The sequence below is a fragment of the Chelatococcus sp. XZ-Ab1 genome, assembly GCF_029309855.1.
GTDB classification, from domain to species: Bacteria; Pseudomonadota; Alphaproteobacteria; order Rhizobiales; family Beijerinckiaceae; genus Chelatococcus_A; species Chelatococcus_A sambhunathii.
The window spans coordinates 43,100-60,962 of record NZ_JARKII010000015.1; the positions used below are offsets into that span (position 1 = coordinate 43,100).

General features: G+C 68.8%; 16 protein-coding genes and 1 pseudogene. 6 read left to right on the plus strand and 11 right to left on the minus strand.

The window, feature by feature from the left end:
- Window positions 1–71 precede the first annotated feature (71 nt).
- The 9 genes from P2T65_RS18780 to P2T65_RS18820 form a co-directional block, all read right to left on the minus strand.
- The gene (locus P2T65_RS18780; RefSeq protein WP_276200475.1) at window positions 72–821 is read right to left on the minus strand and encodes a 5'/3'-nucleotidase SurE; all 750 of its coding nucleotides are present in this window, start codon (window positions 819–821) and stop codon (window positions 72–74) included.
- 8 nt (window positions 822–829) lie between these two features.
- Window positions 830–1,981, minus strand: coding sequence for an MBL fold metallo-hydrolase (locus P2T65_RS18785; RefSeq protein ID WP_071923290.1), 1,152 nt, complete (start codon window positions 1,979–1,981; stop codon window positions 830–832).
- A complete protein-coding gene (locus tag P2T65_RS18790; protein ID WP_055460322.1) occupies window positions 1,978–3,063 on the minus strand; it encodes an ABC transporter ATP-binding protein in 1,086 nt (361 codons plus the stop codon). The genes P2T65_RS18785 and P2T65_RS18790 overlap by 4 nt, the downstream gene beginning before the upstream one ends.
- Window positions 3,051–4,757 (minus strand): iron ABC transporter permease, encoded by a 1,707-nt coding sequence (locus P2T65_RS18795; protein WP_055460323.1) that lies wholly within the window; start codon window positions 4,755–4,757, stop codon window positions 3,051–3,053. The genes P2T65_RS18790 and P2T65_RS18795 overlap by 13 nt, the downstream gene beginning before the upstream one ends.
- A 21-nt stretch (window positions 4,758–4,778) precedes the next feature.
- Window positions 4,779–5,771 (minus strand): ABC transporter substrate-binding protein, encoded by a 993-nt coding sequence (locus P2T65_RS18800; protein WP_055460324.1) that lies wholly within the window; start codon window positions 5,769–5,771, stop codon window positions 4,779–4,781.
- Between the two features lie 114 nt (window positions 5,772–5,885).
- Window positions 5,886–7,187 carry a dihydrolipoamide acetyltransferase family protein gene (locus tag P2T65_RS18805; protein ID WP_055460325.1) on the minus strand — a complete coding sequence of 434 codons (1,302 nt, stop codon included), beginning with the start codon at window positions 7,185–7,187 and terminating at the stop codon, window positions 5,886–5,888.
- On the minus strand, window positions 7,187–8,185 hold the full coding sequence (locus P2T65_RS18810; protein WP_055460409.1) for an alpha-ketoacid dehydrogenase subunit beta: 999 nt from the start codon (window positions 8,183–8,185) through the stop codon (window positions 7,187–7,189). Before P2T65_RS18810 ends, P2T65_RS18805 begins: the two co-directional genes overlap by 1 nt.
- 7 nt (window positions 8,186–8,192) lie before the next feature.
- A complete protein-coding gene (locus P2T65_RS18815) occupies window positions 8,193–9,209 on the minus strand; it encodes a thiamine pyrophosphate-dependent dehydrogenase E1 component subunit alpha (protein WP_055460326.1) in 1,017 nt (338 codons plus the stop codon).
- Between the two features lie 95 nt (window positions 9,210–9,304).
- Window positions 9,305–10,648, minus strand: a complete 1,344-nt coding sequence (locus P2T65_RS18820) for an SAF domain-containing protein (RefSeq protein WP_276200477.1) — start codon at window positions 10,646–10,648, stop codon at window positions 9,305–9,307.
- 185 nt (window positions 10,649–10,833) lie between these two features.
- On the opposite strand from P2T65_RS18820, the gene P2T65_RS18825 reads away from it, so the two are divergent.
- From P2T65_RS18825 to ptsP, 6 genes and pseudogenes are all read left to right on the plus strand, one after another.
- The gene (locus P2T65_RS18825) at window positions 10,834–11,796 is read left to right on the plus strand and encodes a sugar-binding transcriptional regulator (protein ID WP_055460328.1); all 963 of its coding nucleotides are present in this window, start codon (window positions 10,834–10,836) and stop codon (window positions 11,794–11,796) included.
- A gap of 349 nt (window positions 11,797–12,145) precedes the next feature.
- Window positions 12,146–12,586: a transcriptional regulator GutM gene (locus tag P2T65_RS18830; RefSeq protein WP_055460329.1), complete on the plus strand. Its 441-nt coding sequence runs from the start codon at window positions 12,146–12,148 to the stop codon at window positions 12,584–12,586.
- 84 nt (window positions 12,587–12,670) lie between these two features.
- A pseudogene (locus P2T65_RS18835) lies at window positions 12,671–13,216 on the plus strand (PTS glucitol/sorbitol transporter subunit IIC); the annotation flags it as partial.
- 37 nt (window positions 13,217–13,253) lie between these two features.
- Window positions 13,254–14,264, plus strand: coding sequence for a PTS glucitol/sorbitol transporter subunit IIB (locus P2T65_RS18840; protein ID WP_276200478.1), 1,011 nt, complete (start codon window positions 13,254–13,256; stop codon window positions 14,262–14,264).
- Window positions 14,265–14,282: 18 nt separating this feature from the next.
- Window positions 14,283–14,666: a PTS glucitol/sorbitol transporter subunit IIA gene (locus P2T65_RS18845; RefSeq protein WP_063187402.1), complete on the plus strand. Its 384-nt coding sequence runs from the start codon at window positions 14,283–14,285 to the stop codon at window positions 14,664–14,666.
- 3 nt (window positions 14,667–14,669) lie between these two features.
- The gene (ptsP, locus tag P2T65_RS18850) at window positions 14,670–16,652 is read left to right on the plus strand and encodes a phosphoenolpyruvate--protein phosphotransferase (RefSeq protein WP_276200479.1); all 1,983 of its coding nucleotides are present in this window, start codon (window positions 14,670–14,672) and stop codon (window positions 16,650–16,652) included.
- 376 nt (window positions 16,653–17,028) lie between these two features.
- On the opposite strand, the gene P2T65_RS18855 is transcribed toward ptsP, so the two are convergent.
- Both P2T65_RS18855 and P2T65_RS18860 read right to left on the minus strand, forming a co-directional pair.
- Window positions 17,029–17,316, minus strand: a complete 288-nt coding sequence (locus P2T65_RS18855) for a PTS sugar transporter subunit IIB (RefSeq protein ID WP_019401410.1) — start codon at window positions 17,314–17,316, stop codon at window positions 17,029–17,031.
- Between the two features lie 80 nt (window positions 17,317–17,396).
- Window positions 17,397–17,861 carry a PTS sugar transporter subunit IIA gene (locus tag P2T65_RS18860; RefSeq protein ID WP_055460332.1) on the minus strand — a complete coding sequence of 155 codons (465 nt, stop codon included), beginning with the start codon at window positions 17,859–17,861 and terminating at the stop codon, window positions 17,397–17,399.
- Between the last annotated feature and the right edge of the window lie 2 nt (window positions 17,862–17,863).

Genomic DNA, 17,863 nt, shown 5'->3' on the forward strand with positions numbered 1-17,863 from the left:
GCCGGCCCTGTCCAGTTGCTTCGACCGGTGTCCGTTCCTTCTGCCGGTGCCGGCATCTTACTGTAAGCCGGCTATTTGACCATGCTTTGCCAGCGCGCCACGGTTGCATCCTCGAGCGGCGCGTGCGCGAACCAGCAATGCCGGACGATGGTGACGTGGCCGCTGTCGATGGCGGTGTTCTCGTCGCCGGGCGACAACGTGTGCGGCCGTCCGCGGCGGATGCGGCAGGTGATTCGCTCGCCGTCCTGTGCGGTCACGTCCATGGCCGCGGCGATCTTGTCGCGGCCGATGCACGCGCCGGCGAGCGGGGCCGGCAGGTCCTTCGGCAGGTTGACCGAGAGCCAGGTGCCCTCGTGGTGCCAGTCGTCGCGCGCCGCCCACAGGAGGTCGATGAGCGCCCGCACCGCGTCCTGCTCGCGCAGGCCCATTTCGCCGCCCTTCGTGCGCGAGAAGGCAAGGGCGGGCAGGCCCCACATGGCCGCTTCGCGGGCGATGGCCATGGTGCCGGAATAGGCCATGTCCTCCCCCACGTTGCGCCCGTCATTGATGCCGGAGAGGACGAGATCAGGCGGTGTCTCCGCCATCAGCACCGACAGGGCGGCGACGACGCAGTCCGCCGGCGCGCCCGAGCAGGCATAGGTACGGATCTCCCGGCGCGTCAGCACGACGTCTGTGTCAAAGGAGAGCTGGTGGCTCGCCGCCGTCCATTTCCGCTCCGGCGCGACGATCCACACCTCGTCGCCGCGCGCCCGTGTGGCCTCGGCGAGAAGCGCGAGGCCGGGAGAGGCGATGCCGTCGTCGTTGGCGATGAGCACACGCATGGAGACCTTCAGATGTCGAGGCTCGCGCCGGTCGCAAGATCGGCACGGAGGAGGGGAATGTGCGCGGCCAGGGCGCGGAGCATCGCCGGGTCGCAGGAATGGCCAAGGACGATGCGCGCGCCGCTGGTGGCGACGATGGCGCGGTTCTCCCCGAGCGTCGGGTGGGTCGGCAGGCGGTTCCAGGCGGCGCGCCCGGCCTGCACCATCCTGTCGCCGGGGCTACCCTTCGGCAGGTGGCCGGTGAACAGCACAGGATGGTCCTGCCGTTCGGCGAGGGGCAGGATCGTGGCGGAGGGGCCGGACATGCCCATGCCGTCATGGCAGAGGAGGGCGGCCTTCGGCAGCGGCTCGCCCTCCCGCCAGTCGGCGGCAGCCGCGAGGCGTTCGGCGAGGCGGTCCCGGATGCCGGGGTGCAGCCATTCCTGCGCGGCAAGCTGTGCGGCAAGGGATTCGCGCATGTCGGGGGCGAGCGCGATCGGTTCGGGCAGGATGGCGAGCAGCTCCAGCGAGCGGCCGGCCAGCGGCGTCGGCAGCACGCAGCCCTGCGGATGCCGCGCCACGAAGGCGGCGACCTGCCGCGCCCGCTCGCGCGCCGGCACGTCGTCGTCGCCATAGGAGGCGTCGATGGCGATGGCGTCGCAGGGCGGCAGCGGATCCATCATGAAGACGGGGCTTTCGGGCACCACATCGCCGCAATAGGCGAAGCGCCGCGCGCCGTCGTCGATGACGCACCAGGATCCGCCGACGATGTGGCCCGAGCGGCCGGTGGTCACGGTGAAGGGGCCGAGCGCGACGGTGCCGCGCGCCGGCAGGGTCTCGACCGCGGCCGCGCGCGCCCGCTCGCGGTCCGCCGGCGCCGCATAGCCAGCCCATGCCAGGTCCGCGTCGCGCACTGTCTCGGCGCCCATCAGGATCCGGCCGGCAAAGCCCTGCGCGATGGCCCAGCCGAGCGCCGTCACATGATCTTCATGGGCATGGGTGATGATGAGCGCATCGGTGGCCGCAAGAGCGGCGGGGGAGACGCGCGGGTAATAGTCCGCGTCGTCCATACGCACGCTCGTGTTGATGCCCGCGTCGAGCATCAGGCGATAGCCCTTGCTCTCGATGGCGAGGCTCGTGCGGCCTTTTTCCCCGAAGCCGCCGAGAAGGTGGATCCTCATTGGCTTGAGCTTTCGGTCTCCGCCGGCAGCACCCAGCCGTCGTGCACGGCGATGTCGACGACGTCGCCCGGGCCGTGGTGGAAGGGCTCCGGTACCTCGAGATGCACGGTGATGTCGGGCGCCCGCACGAGGCTTGCCTCGAGCCGGAAGAAGCCGCCCTGGTAGACGGTCCGCACGATATGCGCCGCAAGGCCGGGTTCACCCGGCCCGGCGATCGCGAGATCGCGCGCCCTGAGGCATACCTTCGCATGGCCAGCCTTCTGCAGGGGCGAAGCGCGCAGCGAGAGCTCCAGGCCGTGGATGCGGCCCCGGCAGCGGCCTTCGCTGTCGGCGGCAGCGACCTCGGCGGGCAGCACCATGCCCTCGCCAATGAAGCGGGCGACAGTCTCGTTGGCCGGCTGGCGGAACAGGTCGGACGGCGTCGCGAGCTGCAGCAGCCGGCCCCGGTCCATCACCGCGATGCGGTCGGCGAGCGCCATCGCTTCGGCCTGATCGTGGGTGATGTAGATCATTGTTGTCGCCGTGCGCTCGTGGAAGCGGGCGAACTCGTCCTCCATCGCTGCGCGCAGATGCACGTCGAGATTGGCGAGCGGCTCATCGAGCAGCACGAGTGAGGGTTCGGTAACGAGGCAGCGCGCGAGCGCGACGCGCTGGCGCTGCCCTCCGGAGAGGAGGCCCGGGCGGCGCTCGGCGAAGGTCTCGAGCCCGACGAGCGCGAGTGCCTCCCTGACGCGGCGCGTGCGCTCGGGGTCCTTCACCCCCGCCACCTTGAGGCCGTAGGCGACATTGTCGAACACGCTCATGTGCGGCCACAAGGCGTAGGACTGGAAGACGATGCCAACGCGCCGATGCTCCGGCGGCACATGCTGGCGGGTGCCGGACACGACCGTGTCGCCGATGCGAATCTCGCCGTCGTCGATCTGGTCGAAGCCGGCGACCTGCCTGAGCAGCGTGGTCTTGCCGCAGCCGGAGGGGCCGAGCACGGCGAGGAATTCCCCGTCACGGACTTCCAGCGAGACGGCGTCGAGGGCGCGGTAGTTGCCGAAGTTCTTGGAGACCCGGTCGATGGTCAGTCGCGCCACGGCAGTACTCCCTGGGGCAGCTTGCGAGCGAAGAGAAGGGTGGAGAGCATCAGCGCCAGCGTGACGATGACCGTCAGTACCGCGAGGGCGGCCGCATAGGTCGAATCCCCGCCCTGCTCGAAGGAGAAGACGACGACACCAAGCGTCTCGTTGCCGGACGACCACAGGAGGGCCGAGACCGTGAGCTCGTTGAAGGCGGTGAGAAAGACGAGGAGGGCACCTGCCGTTGCTGCCGGGGCGACGAGCGGCAGGATGATGGTGACGAGCCGACGGATGAGCCCGGCGCCCGCGACCTGCGCCGCCTCTTCCAACGTGCGGTCAAGCTGGTGATAGCCGCTGGCGACCGGGCGAAGCCCGAGCACGAGGAAGCGCGCCACATAGCAGAAGAAGATGATCCAGATGGTATTGTAGAGCGAGATGCCGAAAACCGGCAGCGGCTTCAGGAAGATGAGGATGGCCGCAATGGCGAGCACCACGCCCGGCAGGGCATAGGGCAGCTCCGCCGCGAGGTTCAGCAGGCGCAGCATGCGCGAGCGCCGCCAGACGAGGAAATAGGCGAGCGGCACCGAGACGACGACGATGACGAGCGCGGCGGCAGCCGACAGCCCGAAGCTGTTGGCGAAGGCGCGCTTAGAGCCGGCATGGTCGAACATCACGTATTCGTAGTTCTCGAACGTCGCCGTCGCGGCATTGAGCGGCACGCCGTAGCCCGGCACGAGGGAGGTGGCGAGAAGCCCGGCGAGTGGCACCACGAGGATGAGCAGGACGAGCCCCCATAGCAGGATCTCGCTCGGCAGCCGCCAGCCTCGCAGCTCGAAGGGGCGCGCCGCCGTCGAGGTCGTGGTGATGCGGAAGTCGCGCCGGCGCAACATCACGTCCTGCAGGATGATGCCGGCCATGGCGATGGCGCCGATGAGGGTTGAAAGGACGGCCACTTCGGAGAGGATGCCCGGGCCGAGCCCGGCGAGGCGCTGGTAGATCAGCGTCGGCAGCACGAGGTAGTTGGCGGGAATGCCGAGAAAGGCCGGAATGCCGAAATTGCCGAGGCTCGAGACGAAGCATAGCGCGATGCCCGCGACGAGCGGCGGCGTCATCAAGGGCAGGATGATGGTGCGCAGCACCGTCAGCTTGCCGGCCCCGGCGGCAAGGCCCGCCTCGATCAGTTCCTTCGGCAGGGCACGCAGGCCTGCGCGCAGCGTCAGGAAGACGAGGGGGGCATACTGGATGCCGAGCAGCAGGATGATGCCCTCGGCCGAATAGAGCGGGTTGCGCGTGCCGAGCGGCGGGGCAAGCCCCAGCATGTTGAGGAGGGCGCTCGACGGCCCCGTCACCTGTAGCCAGGCGAGCGCCGTGACCTGCGGTGCGATCATCAGCGGCAGCACGAAGCAGAAGACGAACGCATTGCGCGCCCGCATGTCCGTGAGGGCGACGAAACAGGCGACGATGCTTCCGATGACGACGGCGAGCAAGGTGCCGCCGAGCGTCGTCACCAGACTGTTGCGAACAGCCGCCCAGGTGGTCGGATCGGAGAGGACCGAGCCGACGACGCCCGACGAGAGGGCGCCGCCCGGCGCGATACCCTCGATGACGAGGCGTGCGAGCGGCAGGATGGAGAGGATGGCGACGAGGACGACGAGCCCCCACAGGAGTGTGAGATCCCCGCCGCGCATGGCCTTGGCAGCACTGCCGCTCATGGTGTCCGCGACCCATCCGGCTCAGTTGCCGAACATGTCGGCGAAGCGCTTCTTGTCCGCCTCGGTCGTCTCGACGACCTTGGCGATATTCGTCGCCATCAGCTGGATCTTCGTGCCTTCCGGCAGCCATTCGGGATTGGCGATGCCGGCCTTGGCGGGCACGTAGCCCATGGAAGCGGCGAGCTTCTGGCCCTCGTCGGAGAGGATGAAGTCGACGAAGGCCTTGGCGGCGGCCTCGTTCTTCGTGGTCTTGAGGATGGCGACCGGCTCGGTCACCGCCGGCACGCCCTCGGCCGGGAAGACGAAATCGACCGGCGAGCCCTTGGCCTTGGCATTAAGCGCCATGAAGTCGACGAGAACGCCATAGGCCTTCTCGCCGCTCGCGACCGACTTCAACACCGCGCCGTTGCCGCGCACGGCCACTGCGTCATTGGCCTTCAGCCCCTCGTAGAACGACCAGCCGAGATCGGGATTGTCCACGATCGTGCCGAGCATGATGGCGGCCGCGCCCGAATAGAGCGGGCTCGGCATGGAGATCTGGCCCTTGTAGGAGGCCTTGGTCAGGTCCTTCCACGACGTGGGCTTCTCGGCCGCGCCCGTATTGTAGGCGATGCCAGTGGTGATGAGCTTGGAGCCGAAGTAGGTCTTGTCGGCGTCGTAGGTCTCCTTGTCGAAGCCTTCGACCTTCGCCTCGGCGTAAGGCAGAAGACGGCCGTCCTTCTTCAGCGTCTGCATGCTGGCGGCATCGGCGATGAGCAGGACGTCGGGGCGCGGGTCGCCAGCGGTGAACTCGGCCGCGAGCTTGCCCATCACTTCGGTGGTGCCCGACCGGAAGATCTCGACCTCGACGCCAGGATAGGCCTTCTTGAAGGCCTCGGTCGTCAGGCTCGCATCCTTCTCGGGCTGCGAAGTGTAGAGGACGAGCTTGCCGGACGGCGCCTGCGCGAGGGCGGGGGCGAGGGCGGCGGCGAGCACACCGGCGACTGCGAGGGTGTGGCGGGTCAGCGTGTTCATGAATTCTCCTCCCATTGTGGGCCGGGCTGCGCAGGATGCGCGAAGCCGGCATTCCTATCGTCCCGGCATATTGTTTTTGTGACGATGGATTCTCTTATATTTCTGACGGTTATCTCACAGAAGCACCTCCGGGTATTCGATGGCCTCGCGAAGGTCCGCCATGAAGCGTGCGGCCGTGACACCGTCGACGATTCGATGGTCCGACGACAGCGAGAAGGTCGCCATCGGTCGAAGCACGATCTCGCCGTGGCGGCCAACCGGCGTGTCCACCGTGCGGCCGACGGCGAGGATCGCGCTCTCGGGCTGGTTGATGATGGCCGTGAAGCTGTCCACGCCGAACATGCCGAGATTCGAGAGGGTAAAGGTGCCGCCGCGCATGTCCGCCGGCTGGATGCTGCGGCTCACCACCGCCTCGCGCAGGCGTCGGAAGTCGCGCGTCAGCTCCGCAAGGGTCTTGCCTTCCGCGCCGCGCAGCACCGGCACCACGAGATCGCCGTCGCGCTCCATGGCGATACCGATGTTGACGGCGGCGTGAAGGCGGGCCGCATCGCCCTCGACGCTCGCGTTGAGCATGGGGTGGCGCGGCAGGATGCCGGCGACGACGCGCGCGAGGAGCACCGTGAGGCTCGGCTTGACGCCTGTCATCTTCTCGATGCGCGGGCCGACGCGTTTCAGCAAAGCCTGCAGGGCGCTCATGTCCATCTGCGCCGTCATGTAGAAATGCGGCGCGACCCGCATGCTCTCGGAAAGGCGGCTCGCGATAATGCGGCGCACCGGGCCGAAGGGGACGAGTTCGCCTTCCGTCGGCGCTTCGGCCGGCGCCCGTGCCGCGACCGGCGCAGGCGCGGGGGGGTGCGCCTTCGCGAGATGGGCGAGGACGTCCTTCTCCGTGATGCGCCCGCGCGGTCCCGAGCCCGACACCTCGTCGATGGCGATGCCGTTGAGGCGCGCCGTCCGGCGGGCGAGCGGCGTCGCGCGGATGCCGTCGCTCTTGGCGGACGCAGGCTGGCCGTTCGCCGTCCGCGCAACGGTCTCCCCTCCCCCTTGTGGAGAGGGGGTGGGGGCGGGGGGCGTGACGGACGATGATGGCGGCCCGCCGGGCTGCGCCACTTCGCCCGGGGTGAGGGACCTGCTCGGTGCTCGCGCCGACGGCGCGGCAGCTGCGCCCGCCTCCTCACCCTCCTGAAAGATCCACGCCACGGGCGTGCCCACTGCGATCGGCTCGCCGGACGCGGGCACGAGGTTGCGGATGATGCCGCTCGCCGGGGCCTCCACCTCCATCACGGCCTTGTTGGTGCCGATCTCGAAGAGGATGTCGCCCTGCTTGACGGCATCACCCTCGGCGACCTTCCAGGCCTCGATGGAGCCGGTCTCCATGTCCATGTCGACCTTGGGGAGGATGACCTCGACGGGCATCAGGCATCTCCCCTGGCAAGGCGACGCGCGGCGGCGAGGATATCCTCTTCCTGCGGCACGGCTGCCTTCTCCAGCACCGGGTTGTAGGGCAGGGGCACCTCCGCCCCGCCGAGGCGGACGATCGGCGCGTCGAGGAAGTCGAAGGCGTCGCTCTCGGCGATCATGGCCGATATTTCGGCGCCGATGCCCATGGTCTTAACGCCCTCGTAGACCACCATCAGCCGGTGCGTCTTGCGCACGCTCGCGGCGATGGTGTCGAAATCGATGGGGCGCAGGCTGCGCAGGTCGATGACCTCGGCGTCGATGCCTTCCTCCGCCAGCTTCTGCGCGGCAGCCGCGGTGCGCACGGCCATGATCGACGAGCCGACGATGGTGAGGTCGCGGCCCTCGCGCCGGACCGCCGCCTTGCCGATCGGCACGCGATAGTCGCCCTCCGGCACATGGCCCTTCGTCTTGTAGAGCAGCTTGTGCTCGAAGATGAGGACGGGATTGGGATCGTCGATGGCGGACAGCAGCATGCCCTTGGCGTCGTGTGGGCTCGACGGTTGGATGACCTTGAGGCCCGGCACGTGGGCGAACCACGCCTCGAGGCTCTGGCTGTGCTGCGCCGCCGCGCCGGTGCCCGAGCCGCCAGGCAGGCGCACCACCATCGGCACCTTGGCCTTGCCGCCGAACATGAAGCGGATCTTGGCCGCCTGGTTGACGATCTGCTCCATGGCGAGCGTCACGAAATCCGAGAACTGGATCTCGAGCACCGGCTTCATGCCGGTGATCGCCGCGCCGACCGCCGCCCCCGCGATGCCGAGCTCGCTGATCGGCGTGTCGATGACCCGCTCGGTGCCGAAACGATGCACGAGATCGCCCGAGACGCCGAAGGCGCCGCCGTAGACGCCGACATCCTCGCCGAAGAGGAAGACGCGCTCGTCCGCCTCCATGGCGATGGCCAGCGCCTCGCGAATGGCTTCGGCATAGGTGAGTTCGCGCACCGCGCTCTCCACGGCGGCCTCAGTCAGCGTAGACATCGCGGGTCAGGTCCTTCGGATCCGGGTCGGGGCTCGCCTTGGCAAAGTCGAGCGCAGCGTCGATCTCCGCCTGCGCCGCCTCCTCGATGGTCATCAGCGCCTCGGGCGTGAAGCGCTCGTGCGCCGTAAGCTCGGCTTCGAGGCGGCGGATGGGGCAGCGGCTGCGCCATTCCTCGATCTCTTCCTTGGTGCGGTAGAGATTGCGGTCGCTCTTGGAATGGCCGCGCAGGCGATAGGTCTTGCATTCGATGAGCGTCGGCCCGCCGCCGGCCCGCGCCCGCTCGGCCGCCTCGCGCGCCACCGCCGCGACGGCGGGCAGGTCGTTGCCGTCGACGACGACGCCCGGCATGGCATAGGCCACGGCGCGGTCGGCGACGTTGGGCACCGCCATGGCGCGGCCGATGTCCATCGACATGCCGTACTTGTTGTTCTCGCAGACGAAGAGGATCGGCAGCTTCCAGATCGAGGCCATGTTGAGCGCTTCGTGGAAGGCGCCCTCGTTGGAGGCACCGTCTCCGAAGAAGACGACCGCGACCCGGTCGAGCTTCTGCGCCTTGATGCTCATGCCGACGCCGACAGCGATGGGCAGGCCGCCGCCGACGATGCCGTTGGCGCCGAGATTGCCGCCGTCGACATCCGCAATGTGCATGGAGCCGCCGCGCCCGCGGCAATAGCCGTTCTCCTTGCCGAAGAACTCGGCGAACATGCGCGCCGGTTCCGCCCCCTTGGCGATGCAATGGCCATGGCCGCGGTGGGTGGAGAGGATATAGTCCTCGTCCATCAGCGCCAGCGTCGCCCCGACAGCGCTCGCCTCCTGACCGATCGACAGGTGCATGGTGCCGTGGATGAGGCCGCGCATGTAGCTTGCCTCGGCCGCCTCCTCAAACTTGCGGATGAGGTGCATCTTGCGCAGCACGCCCCGCATCGTCTCGTCGTCGATGGCCGCCAGCTCCGGCCGCTGGTTGGGCCGCCTGGCGGAGGTGTCGGTGTCTGCTTTCATCGCGTTTCCAACTCGCAGCTCGTTTCGGCCCCTATGCGCCGATGCTCCCTCTCCCCGCCTGCCGGGAGAGGTGCTATCCGTCGGCGTCGTCAGTCTCACCGCCCCTCGAGCCCGGCGACGAAGGCGTCCTGCTCCTTGCGCACCTTTGCGATCATAAGGCTCTCGTCGGGAGCGCAGTTCTCGTAGGTGAGATACTCGCCCCTGCGCACCGGCCGGGTGACCTTCGCCCCTTGCGCGAGGCCGATGGGGAGCGCCTTCAGCGAGAGCGCATCCGCTCGGGAGAGAGCGATGCCGCGGTAGCAATACTCGCCGATGGCATCGAGCGTCTCACCCGCGGCGAGGTCGCGCTTGGCGACGGCGCCGACTTCCGCGCTTGGCACCGGCAGCGGCCGCATGAGGCTGCGGCCGTAGATGACCGCGTTCGCCGCCGACAGCGGCACCTCGATGCTGGTGAGATGATAGGGCCGGTAGAAGGTGTAGTAGGGCCCTTCGCCGAGGTGCAGGTCCTCCATCCGCTCGCGGATGCGCGGATGGCGCATCTCGGCGATGACGAAGACCCCCGGCGCGACGCCGCGCGCCACGGAGAAATCGACGACGCCGCGGCGCGACAGGAGGCCCCCGTCCTCCCGCGGGCACAGCACCTTGTGAAGCTCCTCGCGCGGCGCGGCGGGGCCGTGCATGCCCGGCAGGTCCGGTACCAGGCCAGCGGCATTGGCGACGGCGACCATCTCGACCATGGTCTTCGAGCCATCGACGAACTCCACCAGCATGCGCGGGTTCATATTGCGCCGGTGCGCCTCCTCCTCGTAGGCGTCGGGCGTGGCGTCGAACTTCAGCGGGTTGTTCTTGCCCTTGCCGGCGGCGACGACGGGATAGCCGAGGCTGCGCACGAAATTGATCAGCTCCATCGTGCAGCAGGGTTCGTCGCCGGCGGCGAGCGTGTAGACGACGCCCTTCTCGTCGGCCTTGGCCGCCAGATAGCTGCCGACGGTAATGTCCGCCTCGACGTTCATCATCACGATGTGCTTGCCGGCGGCGATGGTGGCGAGCGCGACCATGGCCCCGACATTGGGATTGCCCGTCGCGTCGATGACGACGTCGACGCCCTCGGCGGCGCACACCGCTTCATAGGACGGGGCGACGGCGAGGTGGCCTTCGCGGATCGCTGTCGCCACCTCGGCCGGGTTCGCCGCGGTCGTCGGCTGCCGGGCGCTGCCGCCGGCGATGGCGCAGGCCTCGCTGACCCGCTCGGCGATGGCATCGGCCGCAGCGACGATCTCGATGCCGGGCATCTGCGTCGTCTGCACCACGATGTCGGTGCCCATCTGGCCGACACCGATGAGGCCCACACGGACCGGCCGTCCCTCGCGCTCGCGGCGCAGGAGGGCATCGACGAGGGAATCGTCGCTGGCACGCCCCGCAGGCGTTCTGGTGTCCATGAGCTGTTCCCCTCTCAACGGCGCTTCCGTGACGTGCCGCGACCGGCACATTTGTACATTGCAACGAACATAAATTCATGAACGATTGCGCGTCAAGCGGGATGCAATGTACGCCGCGCGCTTGCCTCCCGCCGCACTTGCAGTCACTGTCGCGACCGATTGGATGAATGGGAAAATTGTTGCCGATGCGTGCCGAGAAGCTTGCCCGCCAGGAGGTTCAGCCTTCGTCCGACATGAAGGTGCGGGCGGCTTGGCTCTATTATGTCGAGGGCCTCACGCAGGAACAGATCGCGCAGACTATGAACATCGGCCGCATCAAGGTCGTGCGCCTGCTGGCAGCGGCGCGCGAGGAGGGGCTGGTTCGCATCCGCATCGAGGCCAAGGGCGCCGAGCAGATAGCGCTGGAGCGCCGCCTCGTACGTGAGCTCGGCCTCGGGGAAGCGATCGTGGTGCCGGCGGCCGCCGACGAGGCCGACACCGCGACACTCGTCGGCCACGCGGCCGGCAGCTATCTCAACGACCAGGTGCGCGACGGCATGTCCATCGGCATCGGCTGGGGCGCCACCCTGCACATGAGCCTCAAGGCCCTCGGCAACGGCCGCTACGACAATCTCTCCGTCATCTCGCTCATGGGCGGGCTCACCCATTCGCGCACCATCAACCCGTCCGCGGTGGCCCGGCGCGTGGCCGATGCCTTCGGCGCCGAATGCTACCAGCTGACGGCGCCGATCTTCGTCGCCAATGAGGCGGTGCGGGCGCTCCTCTGGGAGGAGCCGGGCCTGAAGGAGCTGCTCGACAGGGCGCGCCGCGTCGACATCGCGCTCGTCAGCGTCGGCAACGTCAGCGAGGAGGCGACGCTCTTCCGCCAGGGCCTGCTGCCGCGTTCGCAGCTCGAGAGCCTGCGCAAGGCCGGCGCCGTCGGCGACGTGCTGTGCCATTTCCTCGATGCCGAGGGCAATGTGGTCGACCATCCCTTCAACCGCCGCATCATGGCGATCGACCTCGACGACATCCGCCGCATCCCCAAGGTCGTCGTCGCCGCCGGCGGCTACAGCAAGGTGCGCGCCATCCGCGCCGCGCTGAAGGCGACCTCGGCGAGCGTCCTCGTCACCGACGAGCCGGCAGCGCTGGGGCTGCTCGAGGGCTGAAGGCGGATAACGCCATCAATTCCGGGCCTCCTTATTCCGGACAGTCGCGACACGTCAGTCCGCCCTTCACACCTGGCGCACCCTCGTGCCCCGGACGCGCCGCAGCATGAAATGATGCGGCGCAGAGCCGGGGCCTATTCATGCGGGCCTTCGGCACATTCATGTGCTGGTTTCCGGGTCGCATTCCGCTTCGTGGCATGCGCCCGGGAAACGCGGTTGCTTTCGGTTGCCGCGGCGTGAGGTCCGCCCGACTGCCGACTGCCACATCAAACACATTGACGACCGTATAAACAAATGTACACTCATTTGTGCAAGACACGAACAAACGTGCGGCATAGGGGAGGAACGCATGAATTTCTGGCAAAGCGCGCTTCTCGTTCTCGGCGTCCTGTGGGCGCTGCAGAGCCTCGGCACCTACCTGCAGATGCGCCACTACCGCCGCATGCTCGGCGACATCACCACGCGCTGGGCCGACGGCTATGTCGGCGTCGGCGTCGCCAAGGCGAGCTTCGGCCGCGGCGTCATCGCCATGCTGGTCGTCGGGGCAGACGATCTGGTGCGCGAGGCCCTCGTCATGGAAGGGCGCAGCGTCTTCGCCAAATTCGCGCCCCTGCCGGATCTGACCGGCATGCCGGCCGCCGAGCTGCGTGTGGGCACGCCCTTTGCCGGGGCCGCCAACCGCGCCGCCGCCTTCCGTCAGGCACTGGAGCAGGTCGATCGCCTGCGCACGGGACGCGCCGAGGCGCCTGAACCGGGCTGCGTGGCCGTGCCGACGCCCGTCATCGCCTGACGCGGGGCGCCGGGAAGCCCTCGGCGGCGGTCGCCGCGAGGGATCGATCAAGCAAGGCAAAATGTCTGGGGAGGGTGAACCATGTTGGAATGGCTGGCCGGAGGCGCCGAGGCCTTCATCGGCGTGTTCAACGAGGGCGGAAAGGTCTTCATCGCCTTCGTCACGGGTATCCTGCCGACGCTGATCGTGCTCCTGACGGCGGTCTACGCCATCATCGAGCTCGTCGGCGAGCAGCGCGTGCACAAGGTGGCGCGCTATGCGGCGGGCAATGTCTTCACGCGATACACCATCCTGCCGCTGCTGGCGGTCTTCTTCCTCACCAACCCGATGGCCTACACCTTCGGCGTTTTCCTGGAGGAGAAGCACAAGCCGGCCTTCTACGATTCGGCCGTGTCCTTCGTGCACCCGATCACCGGCCTCTTCCCCCATGCCAATCCGGGCGAGCTCTTCGTCTGGCTCGGGGTTGCGGCCGGTATCACCAAGCTCGTGGAGAACGGCACCGCGCCCTTCTCGCTCGCCAAGCTCGCGCTCTTCTACTTCGTCGTCGGCCTCGTGGTGATCCTGCTCAAGGGCATTGTCACCGAGTGGATCACGAAGATCATCGCGCGCCGCGAAGGCGTGACGCTCTGAGCCGCCGTGCTCGTGACGCGAAAGAAGGAGCACGGACATGTCGGACAGGCAGTTCAAGGCCGTCAGGATCGAGCGCGGCGCGCGCGGCTGGGGCGGGCCCCTGGTCATCCAGCCCACCACCGAGCGTGACAAGGTCGTCGCCGTCACCGGCGGCGGCATCCCGGAGGTCGCCCGGCGCATCGCCGAATTGACCGGCGCGACGGCGGTCGACGGTTTCACCGCGCCGCCGCTCGAAAGCGAGATCGCCGTCGTCGTCGTCGATTGCGGCGGCACAGCCCGATGCGGCGTCTACCCGCGCAAGCGCATCCCGACGGTGAACCTCACGCCCGTCGGCCAGTCGGGGCCGCTCGCCCAGTTCATCACCGAGGACATCTATGTCTCCGGCGTGACGGTGGATTCGATCCGCCTCGCCGACGGCAGCGAGGCGGCCGCGCCGGCCGTCGCAGGGGCGCCGCCGGCGGGCGCCAACCCCTTCGCCGCGCCGGCCGGGGCGGCCATGCCGGCGGCGGAATCGGGCGGCCTCGTCGGCTTCATCACCGGCATCGGCCGCTCCATGGGCCATGTCGTCGGCGTCCTGTTCAACAGCGGCCGGCGCTCGATCGACCAGGTCATCCGCAACGTCCTGCCGTTCATGGCCTTCGTGACGATGCTCATCGGCGTCATCAACGCCACGGGCATCGGCAACTGGCTGGCGCACCTGCTCGAGCCGCTGGCGGGCAACATCTTCGGCCTCCTGGTGCTCTCGGCCATCTGCGGTCTGCCGTTCCTGTCGCCGGTGCTCGGGCCGGGCGCGGTCATCGCCCAGGTCATCGGCGCGGCCATCATCGGCCCGGCCATCGGCAACGGCACCATTCCGCCCGCCATGGCCCTGCCGGCGCTGTTTGCCTACAACACCCAGGTCGGCTGCGACTTCGTGCCCGTGGGCCTCGCGCTCGGCGAGGCAAAACCCGAAACCATCAAGATCGGCGTGCCGGCGGTTCTCCTGAGCCGCCAGATCATGGGGCCCGTTTCCGTGGTCATTGCCTGGCTCGCCAGCTTCGCGCTCTGAAGAAAAAGGAGATCCGCCATGATGCAGCTCTATCGCACGGTGATCACGACGATCGGGCCCGATGTGGCGGATCTCGCCGAAGGGGGCGTCGTCATCCTCTTCGCCGAGGGGGCGCCGCCGGAGCTCGCGGAAGTCGCCGTGCTGCACCGGGCGGAGGGGGAGGCCGGCGCCGCCCCCGCTCCGGGCGACGTGCTGCGCATCGGCGGGCGGGACTTTGCCATCACCGCCATCGGCGAGACGGCGTGGAGGAAGGTGGCCGACATGGGCCATGTCGTCTTCAACTTTTCGGGCGTCGCGAGCCCCGACCGTCCGGGCGAGATCTGTCTCGAGGAGACGGAAGGGGCGGCCGTGCTGCCGCTGCTCGTTCCCGGGGCTGCCATCGAAATCCTGGCGAGGACGTGAACGATGGCGGGGCAGGCAACCGTGGAGCAGGTGATGGACGTCGAACGGACGGCGGTCGTGCGGCTGGAGGAAGGACTGCACGCGCGGCCCGCCGCGCGCGTGGTGCAGTTCGCCAAGGGCTTCTCGTCCGACATCGAGATCGTCAAGGGGGAGCGCTCGGCCAATGCCAAGAGCACGGTCAAGCTCATGCTGCTCGCCGTCAAGGAGGGCGACGAGATCGTCATTCGCGCCCGCGGCGACGATGCCGAGGCCGCCGTCGAAGGCCTCGCCGCCATCGTCGCCGGCGAGGCGGACGCGCTGACACGAGCGGCCGCGCAGGCGACCCCACAAGAACAGGTGCCTGCCGCGCCCCGTGAAGCTGCGGCGCCGGGAGAACTCGTTGGTGTCGCCGCGAGCGAGGGCGTGGCCATCGGCCGGGCCTTCGTCTATCTGCCGCGCGAGCCGCAGCCGGAGCGCGGCCGCATCGCGGCGCAGGAGGTGGAGGCCGAGACGCTGCGCTTCCGCCGCGCGGTGGAGACCGTCTGCGCCATGCTCGAGCGCAAGGCCGACAACGGCGATGCTGCCGCCGCGACCGCTGCCGACATCATGGCGGCGCTCAAGGACGTCGCGCAGGATCCCGAGTTCCTCACGGCCGTCGAGGTGCGCATCGGCGCGCAGGAGGATCCGGTCGCGGCGGTGCTCGCCGTCGGCGCGGACCTTGCCGAGCGCTTCACCCACATCGACGACGCCTATTTCCGCGCCCGCGCCGAGGACGTTCGCGGCGTCGCCCGCCAGGTCGCGAACGTGCTGCTCGGCCGCGACGAGATCGACCTTGCGGCGCTCGCCGAGCCGGCGATCCTCGTCGCGGGGCACCTGAGCGCGCTCGATCTCGCGCGCCTGCCGCTGCGTCTCCTCCGGGGGCTGGTCACGACGGAGGGTGGGCCGACTTCGCATATCGCCATTCTCGCCCGCTCCTTCGGCTTTCCTGCCGTGGTCGGCGTCAAGGCCGAGGAGGCGGCGCTGCGCTCGGCGAAGACGGTTGCCATAGACGGCGGCCGAGGCGTTGCCGTCGTCAATCCCGATACGGCCGTCGCCGCAGCCTATGCTGCGCGGCTCGAAAAGGCGGAAGCCGAGCGGCGCGCGCTCGCCGCCTTCACCCATGTCGCGCCGAAGACGCGCGATGGCCGCGCCATCGAGGTGGCGGCCAATCTCGGCTCGGAGGCGGAGATCGACGGCGCCCTCGGCTTCGGCGCCATGGGCGTCGGCCTCTTCCGCACCGAGTTCCTGTTCATGCACGGCAAGACCCTGCCGAGCGAGGACGAGCAGTTCCGCATCTATGCGCGCGTCGTGAAGGCCTTCCACCCGCATGCGGTCATCTTCCGCACGCTTGACATCGGCGGCGACAAGGCTCTGCCCGGCATCGCGCCCGAGCGGGAGGAAAACCCCTTCCTCGGCTGGCGCGGCATCCGCATGTGCCTCGACCGGCCGCATCTGTTGAAGCCGCAGCTGCGTGCCATCCTGCGCGCCGCGGCCGTGGGGACGGCGCGCGTGATGTTCCCGATGGTGACGGATATCGCCGAGGTGACGGCGGCGCGGGCGCTCATCGATGCCTGCCGGCAGGAGCTCATGGACGAAGGCCGCGAGGCCGGCCCGCTCGAGGTCGGCATCATGGTCGAGACGCCGGCCGCCGCCCTTTGCGCCGCGACGCTCGCCCGCGAGGTCGACTTCTTCTCGATCGGCACCAACGACCTGACGCAATATACGATGGCGGCGGACCGCACCAACGCCCGCCTTGCCCATCTCAACCGGGCCGACCATCCCGCCGTGCTCGCCATGATCGAGATGACCTGTCGGGCCGCGCGCGAGGCCGGCATCAAGGTCGGCGTCTGCGGCGAGGCCGCCGGCGAGCCGGACATGATCCCGCGGCTCCTCGGCTGGGGCGTGAGCGAGCTCTCCATGAGCCCCTCGCTCATCCCGCGCGCCAAGAAGATCGTCAGCGAAACGTGATCGGATCGGGCGCTGAGGCGCCCGGCTTCAAAGGGCTCTTCCCCTGACTGGAATGCCCGCCGGAAAGCTTCCGGCGGGTTCTTTTTTGTCGTTCCCCCTCCCCCTTGCCGGGAGGGGCGGGGGGAACAGGTCGTGCGCGTTCGAGCAGTGTGTATTCGAGCCGGTGCAGTTGGCTCGGCTTGATCCTTCCCCTTGAGGGGAGGGTGGATCGCGCAGAAGGCGCGAGACGGGCGGGGTCAAGGCCAGGAACGGCGCTGGTCATGTTCGCCGCGTGGCCCCCTCCGTCGCCACTGCGTGGCGCCACCTCCCCCGCGGGGGAGGATCAACGCGCACACCAGCTCAAAGCCATCATGCTTTGATCGCGACCCCTTTCCCTTCACCCCCGCAGCGCCGCCTCGATCTTGTCGAGCACCTCGGCCTTGCCGATGCCGGTGAGGAAGGCGAGCGTGGTGATGACCGGCTTGTCGAGGTCTGGCGGCACCGGTGTCGTCGAGACGACGAGATCGACGTCGTCGATCAGGCCCGGCACCTCGGTTGCCTTGCACTGGCGGATGTCGACCGCGATGCCGCGCTCGCGCATCTCCTCCTCGATGGCATTGGCAACGACGGTCGACGTCGCGACGGCCGTGCCGCAGGCGACGAGGACGACTTTGGTCCTTGGCATTCTTCTTCCTCCCGTTCCTGTAAGGCGATGCTCGTCGCCGGGGGCGGCAAAGGCAAGGCGGACCTTTCCGCGCCCCCGCGTCAGGCTCCCAGCACTGCATAGATTTCGTCCGGCGACGTCGCGGCGGCGAGCGCCGCGAGCGCTCCTGGCCGCTGGATGAGCTCCGCGACCTCGCGCAGCATGTCGATCTGCGCGTCCTTGTTGTCGAGCGCCAGCATCATCACGACGCCGACGGGGATCTCCTCGTCCGGATCGTCCATGCTGCCGAAGCCAACGGGCCGCGCGAGGGTTGCAAGCGCAAGCGACGGCTTCACCACGTGCTCCGGGTCCGTATGTGGCACGGCGACGTTGAGGGCGCCGCCGAGCGGCAGGCCGGTCGGCATGCTTGCCTCGCGTGCGAGGACGGCGCCGACGAAGCTCGGCCGCACGCGGCCGAGGGCGGCAAGGCGCCCGGCGAGCAGGTCGATGACGTCACGGTTCGATGTAGCCTCGACCCCGAGGCAGATTGCCTCGGGGTCGAGATACCGGGAAATGCTGTCGTGCATGG

What these genes read in the sequence shown, in the direction of transcription:
- P2T65_RS18780 (WP_276200475.1), bottom strand. Translation starts at nt 821, where the DNA reads ATGCGTGTGCTCATCGCCAACGACGACGGCATCGCCTCTCCCGGCCTC.
- P2T65_RS18785 (WP_071923290.1), bottom strand. Translation starts at nt 1,981, where the DNA reads ATGAGGATCCACCTTCTCGGCGGCTTCGGGGAAAAAGGCCGCACGAGC.
- P2T65_RS18795 (WP_055460323.1), bottom strand. Translation starts at nt 4,757, where the DNA reads ATGAGCGGCAGTGCTGCCAAGGCCATGCGCGGCGGGGATCTCACACTC.
- P2T65_RS18800 (WP_055460324.1), bottom strand. Translation starts at nt 5,771, where the DNA reads ATGAACACGCTGACCCGCCACACCCTCGCAGTCGCCGGTGTGCTCGCC.
- P2T65_RS18805 (WP_055460325.1), bottom strand. Translation starts at nt 7,187, where the DNA reads ATGCCCGTCGAGGTCATCCTCCCCAAGGTCGACATGGACATGGAGACC.
- P2T65_RS18815 (WP_055460326.1), bottom strand. Translation starts at nt 9,209, where the DNA reads ATGAAAGCAGACACCGACACCTCCGCCAGGCGGCCCAACCAGCGGCCG.
- P2T65_RS18820 (WP_276200477.1), bottom strand. Translation starts at nt 10,648, where the DNA reads ATGGACACCAGAACGCCTGCGGGGCGTGCCAGCGACGATTCCCTCGTC.
- P2T65_RS18825 (WP_055460328.1), top strand. Translation starts at nt 10,834, where the DNA reads ATGCGTGCCGAGAAGCTTGCCCGCCAGGAGGTTCAGCCTTCGTCCGAC.
- P2T65_RS18830 (WP_055460329.1), top strand. Translation starts at nt 12,146, where the DNA reads ATGAATTTCTGGCAAAGCGCGCTTCTCGTTCTCGGCGTCCTGTGGGCG.
- P2T65_RS18840 (WP_276200478.1), top strand. Translation starts at nt 13,254, where the DNA reads ATGTCGGACAGGCAGTTCAAGGCCGTCAGGATCGAGCGCGGCGCGCGC.
- P2T65_RS18845 (WP_063187402.1), top strand. Translation starts at nt 14,283, where the DNA reads ATGATGCAGCTCTATCGCACGGTGATCACGACGATCGGGCCCGATGTG.
- ptsP (WP_276200479.1), top strand. Translation starts at nt 14,670, where the DNA reads ATGGCGGGGCAGGCAACCGTGGAGCAGGTGATGGACGTCGAACGGACG.
- P2T65_RS18855 (WP_019401410.1), bottom strand. Translation starts at nt 17,316, where the DNA reads ATGCCAAGGACCAAAGTCGTCCTCGTCGCCTGCGGCACGGCCGTCGCG.
- P2T65_RS18860 (WP_055460332.1), bottom strand. Translation starts at nt 17,861, where the DNA reads ATGCACGACAGCATTTCCCGGTATCTCGACCCCGAGGCAATCTGCCTC.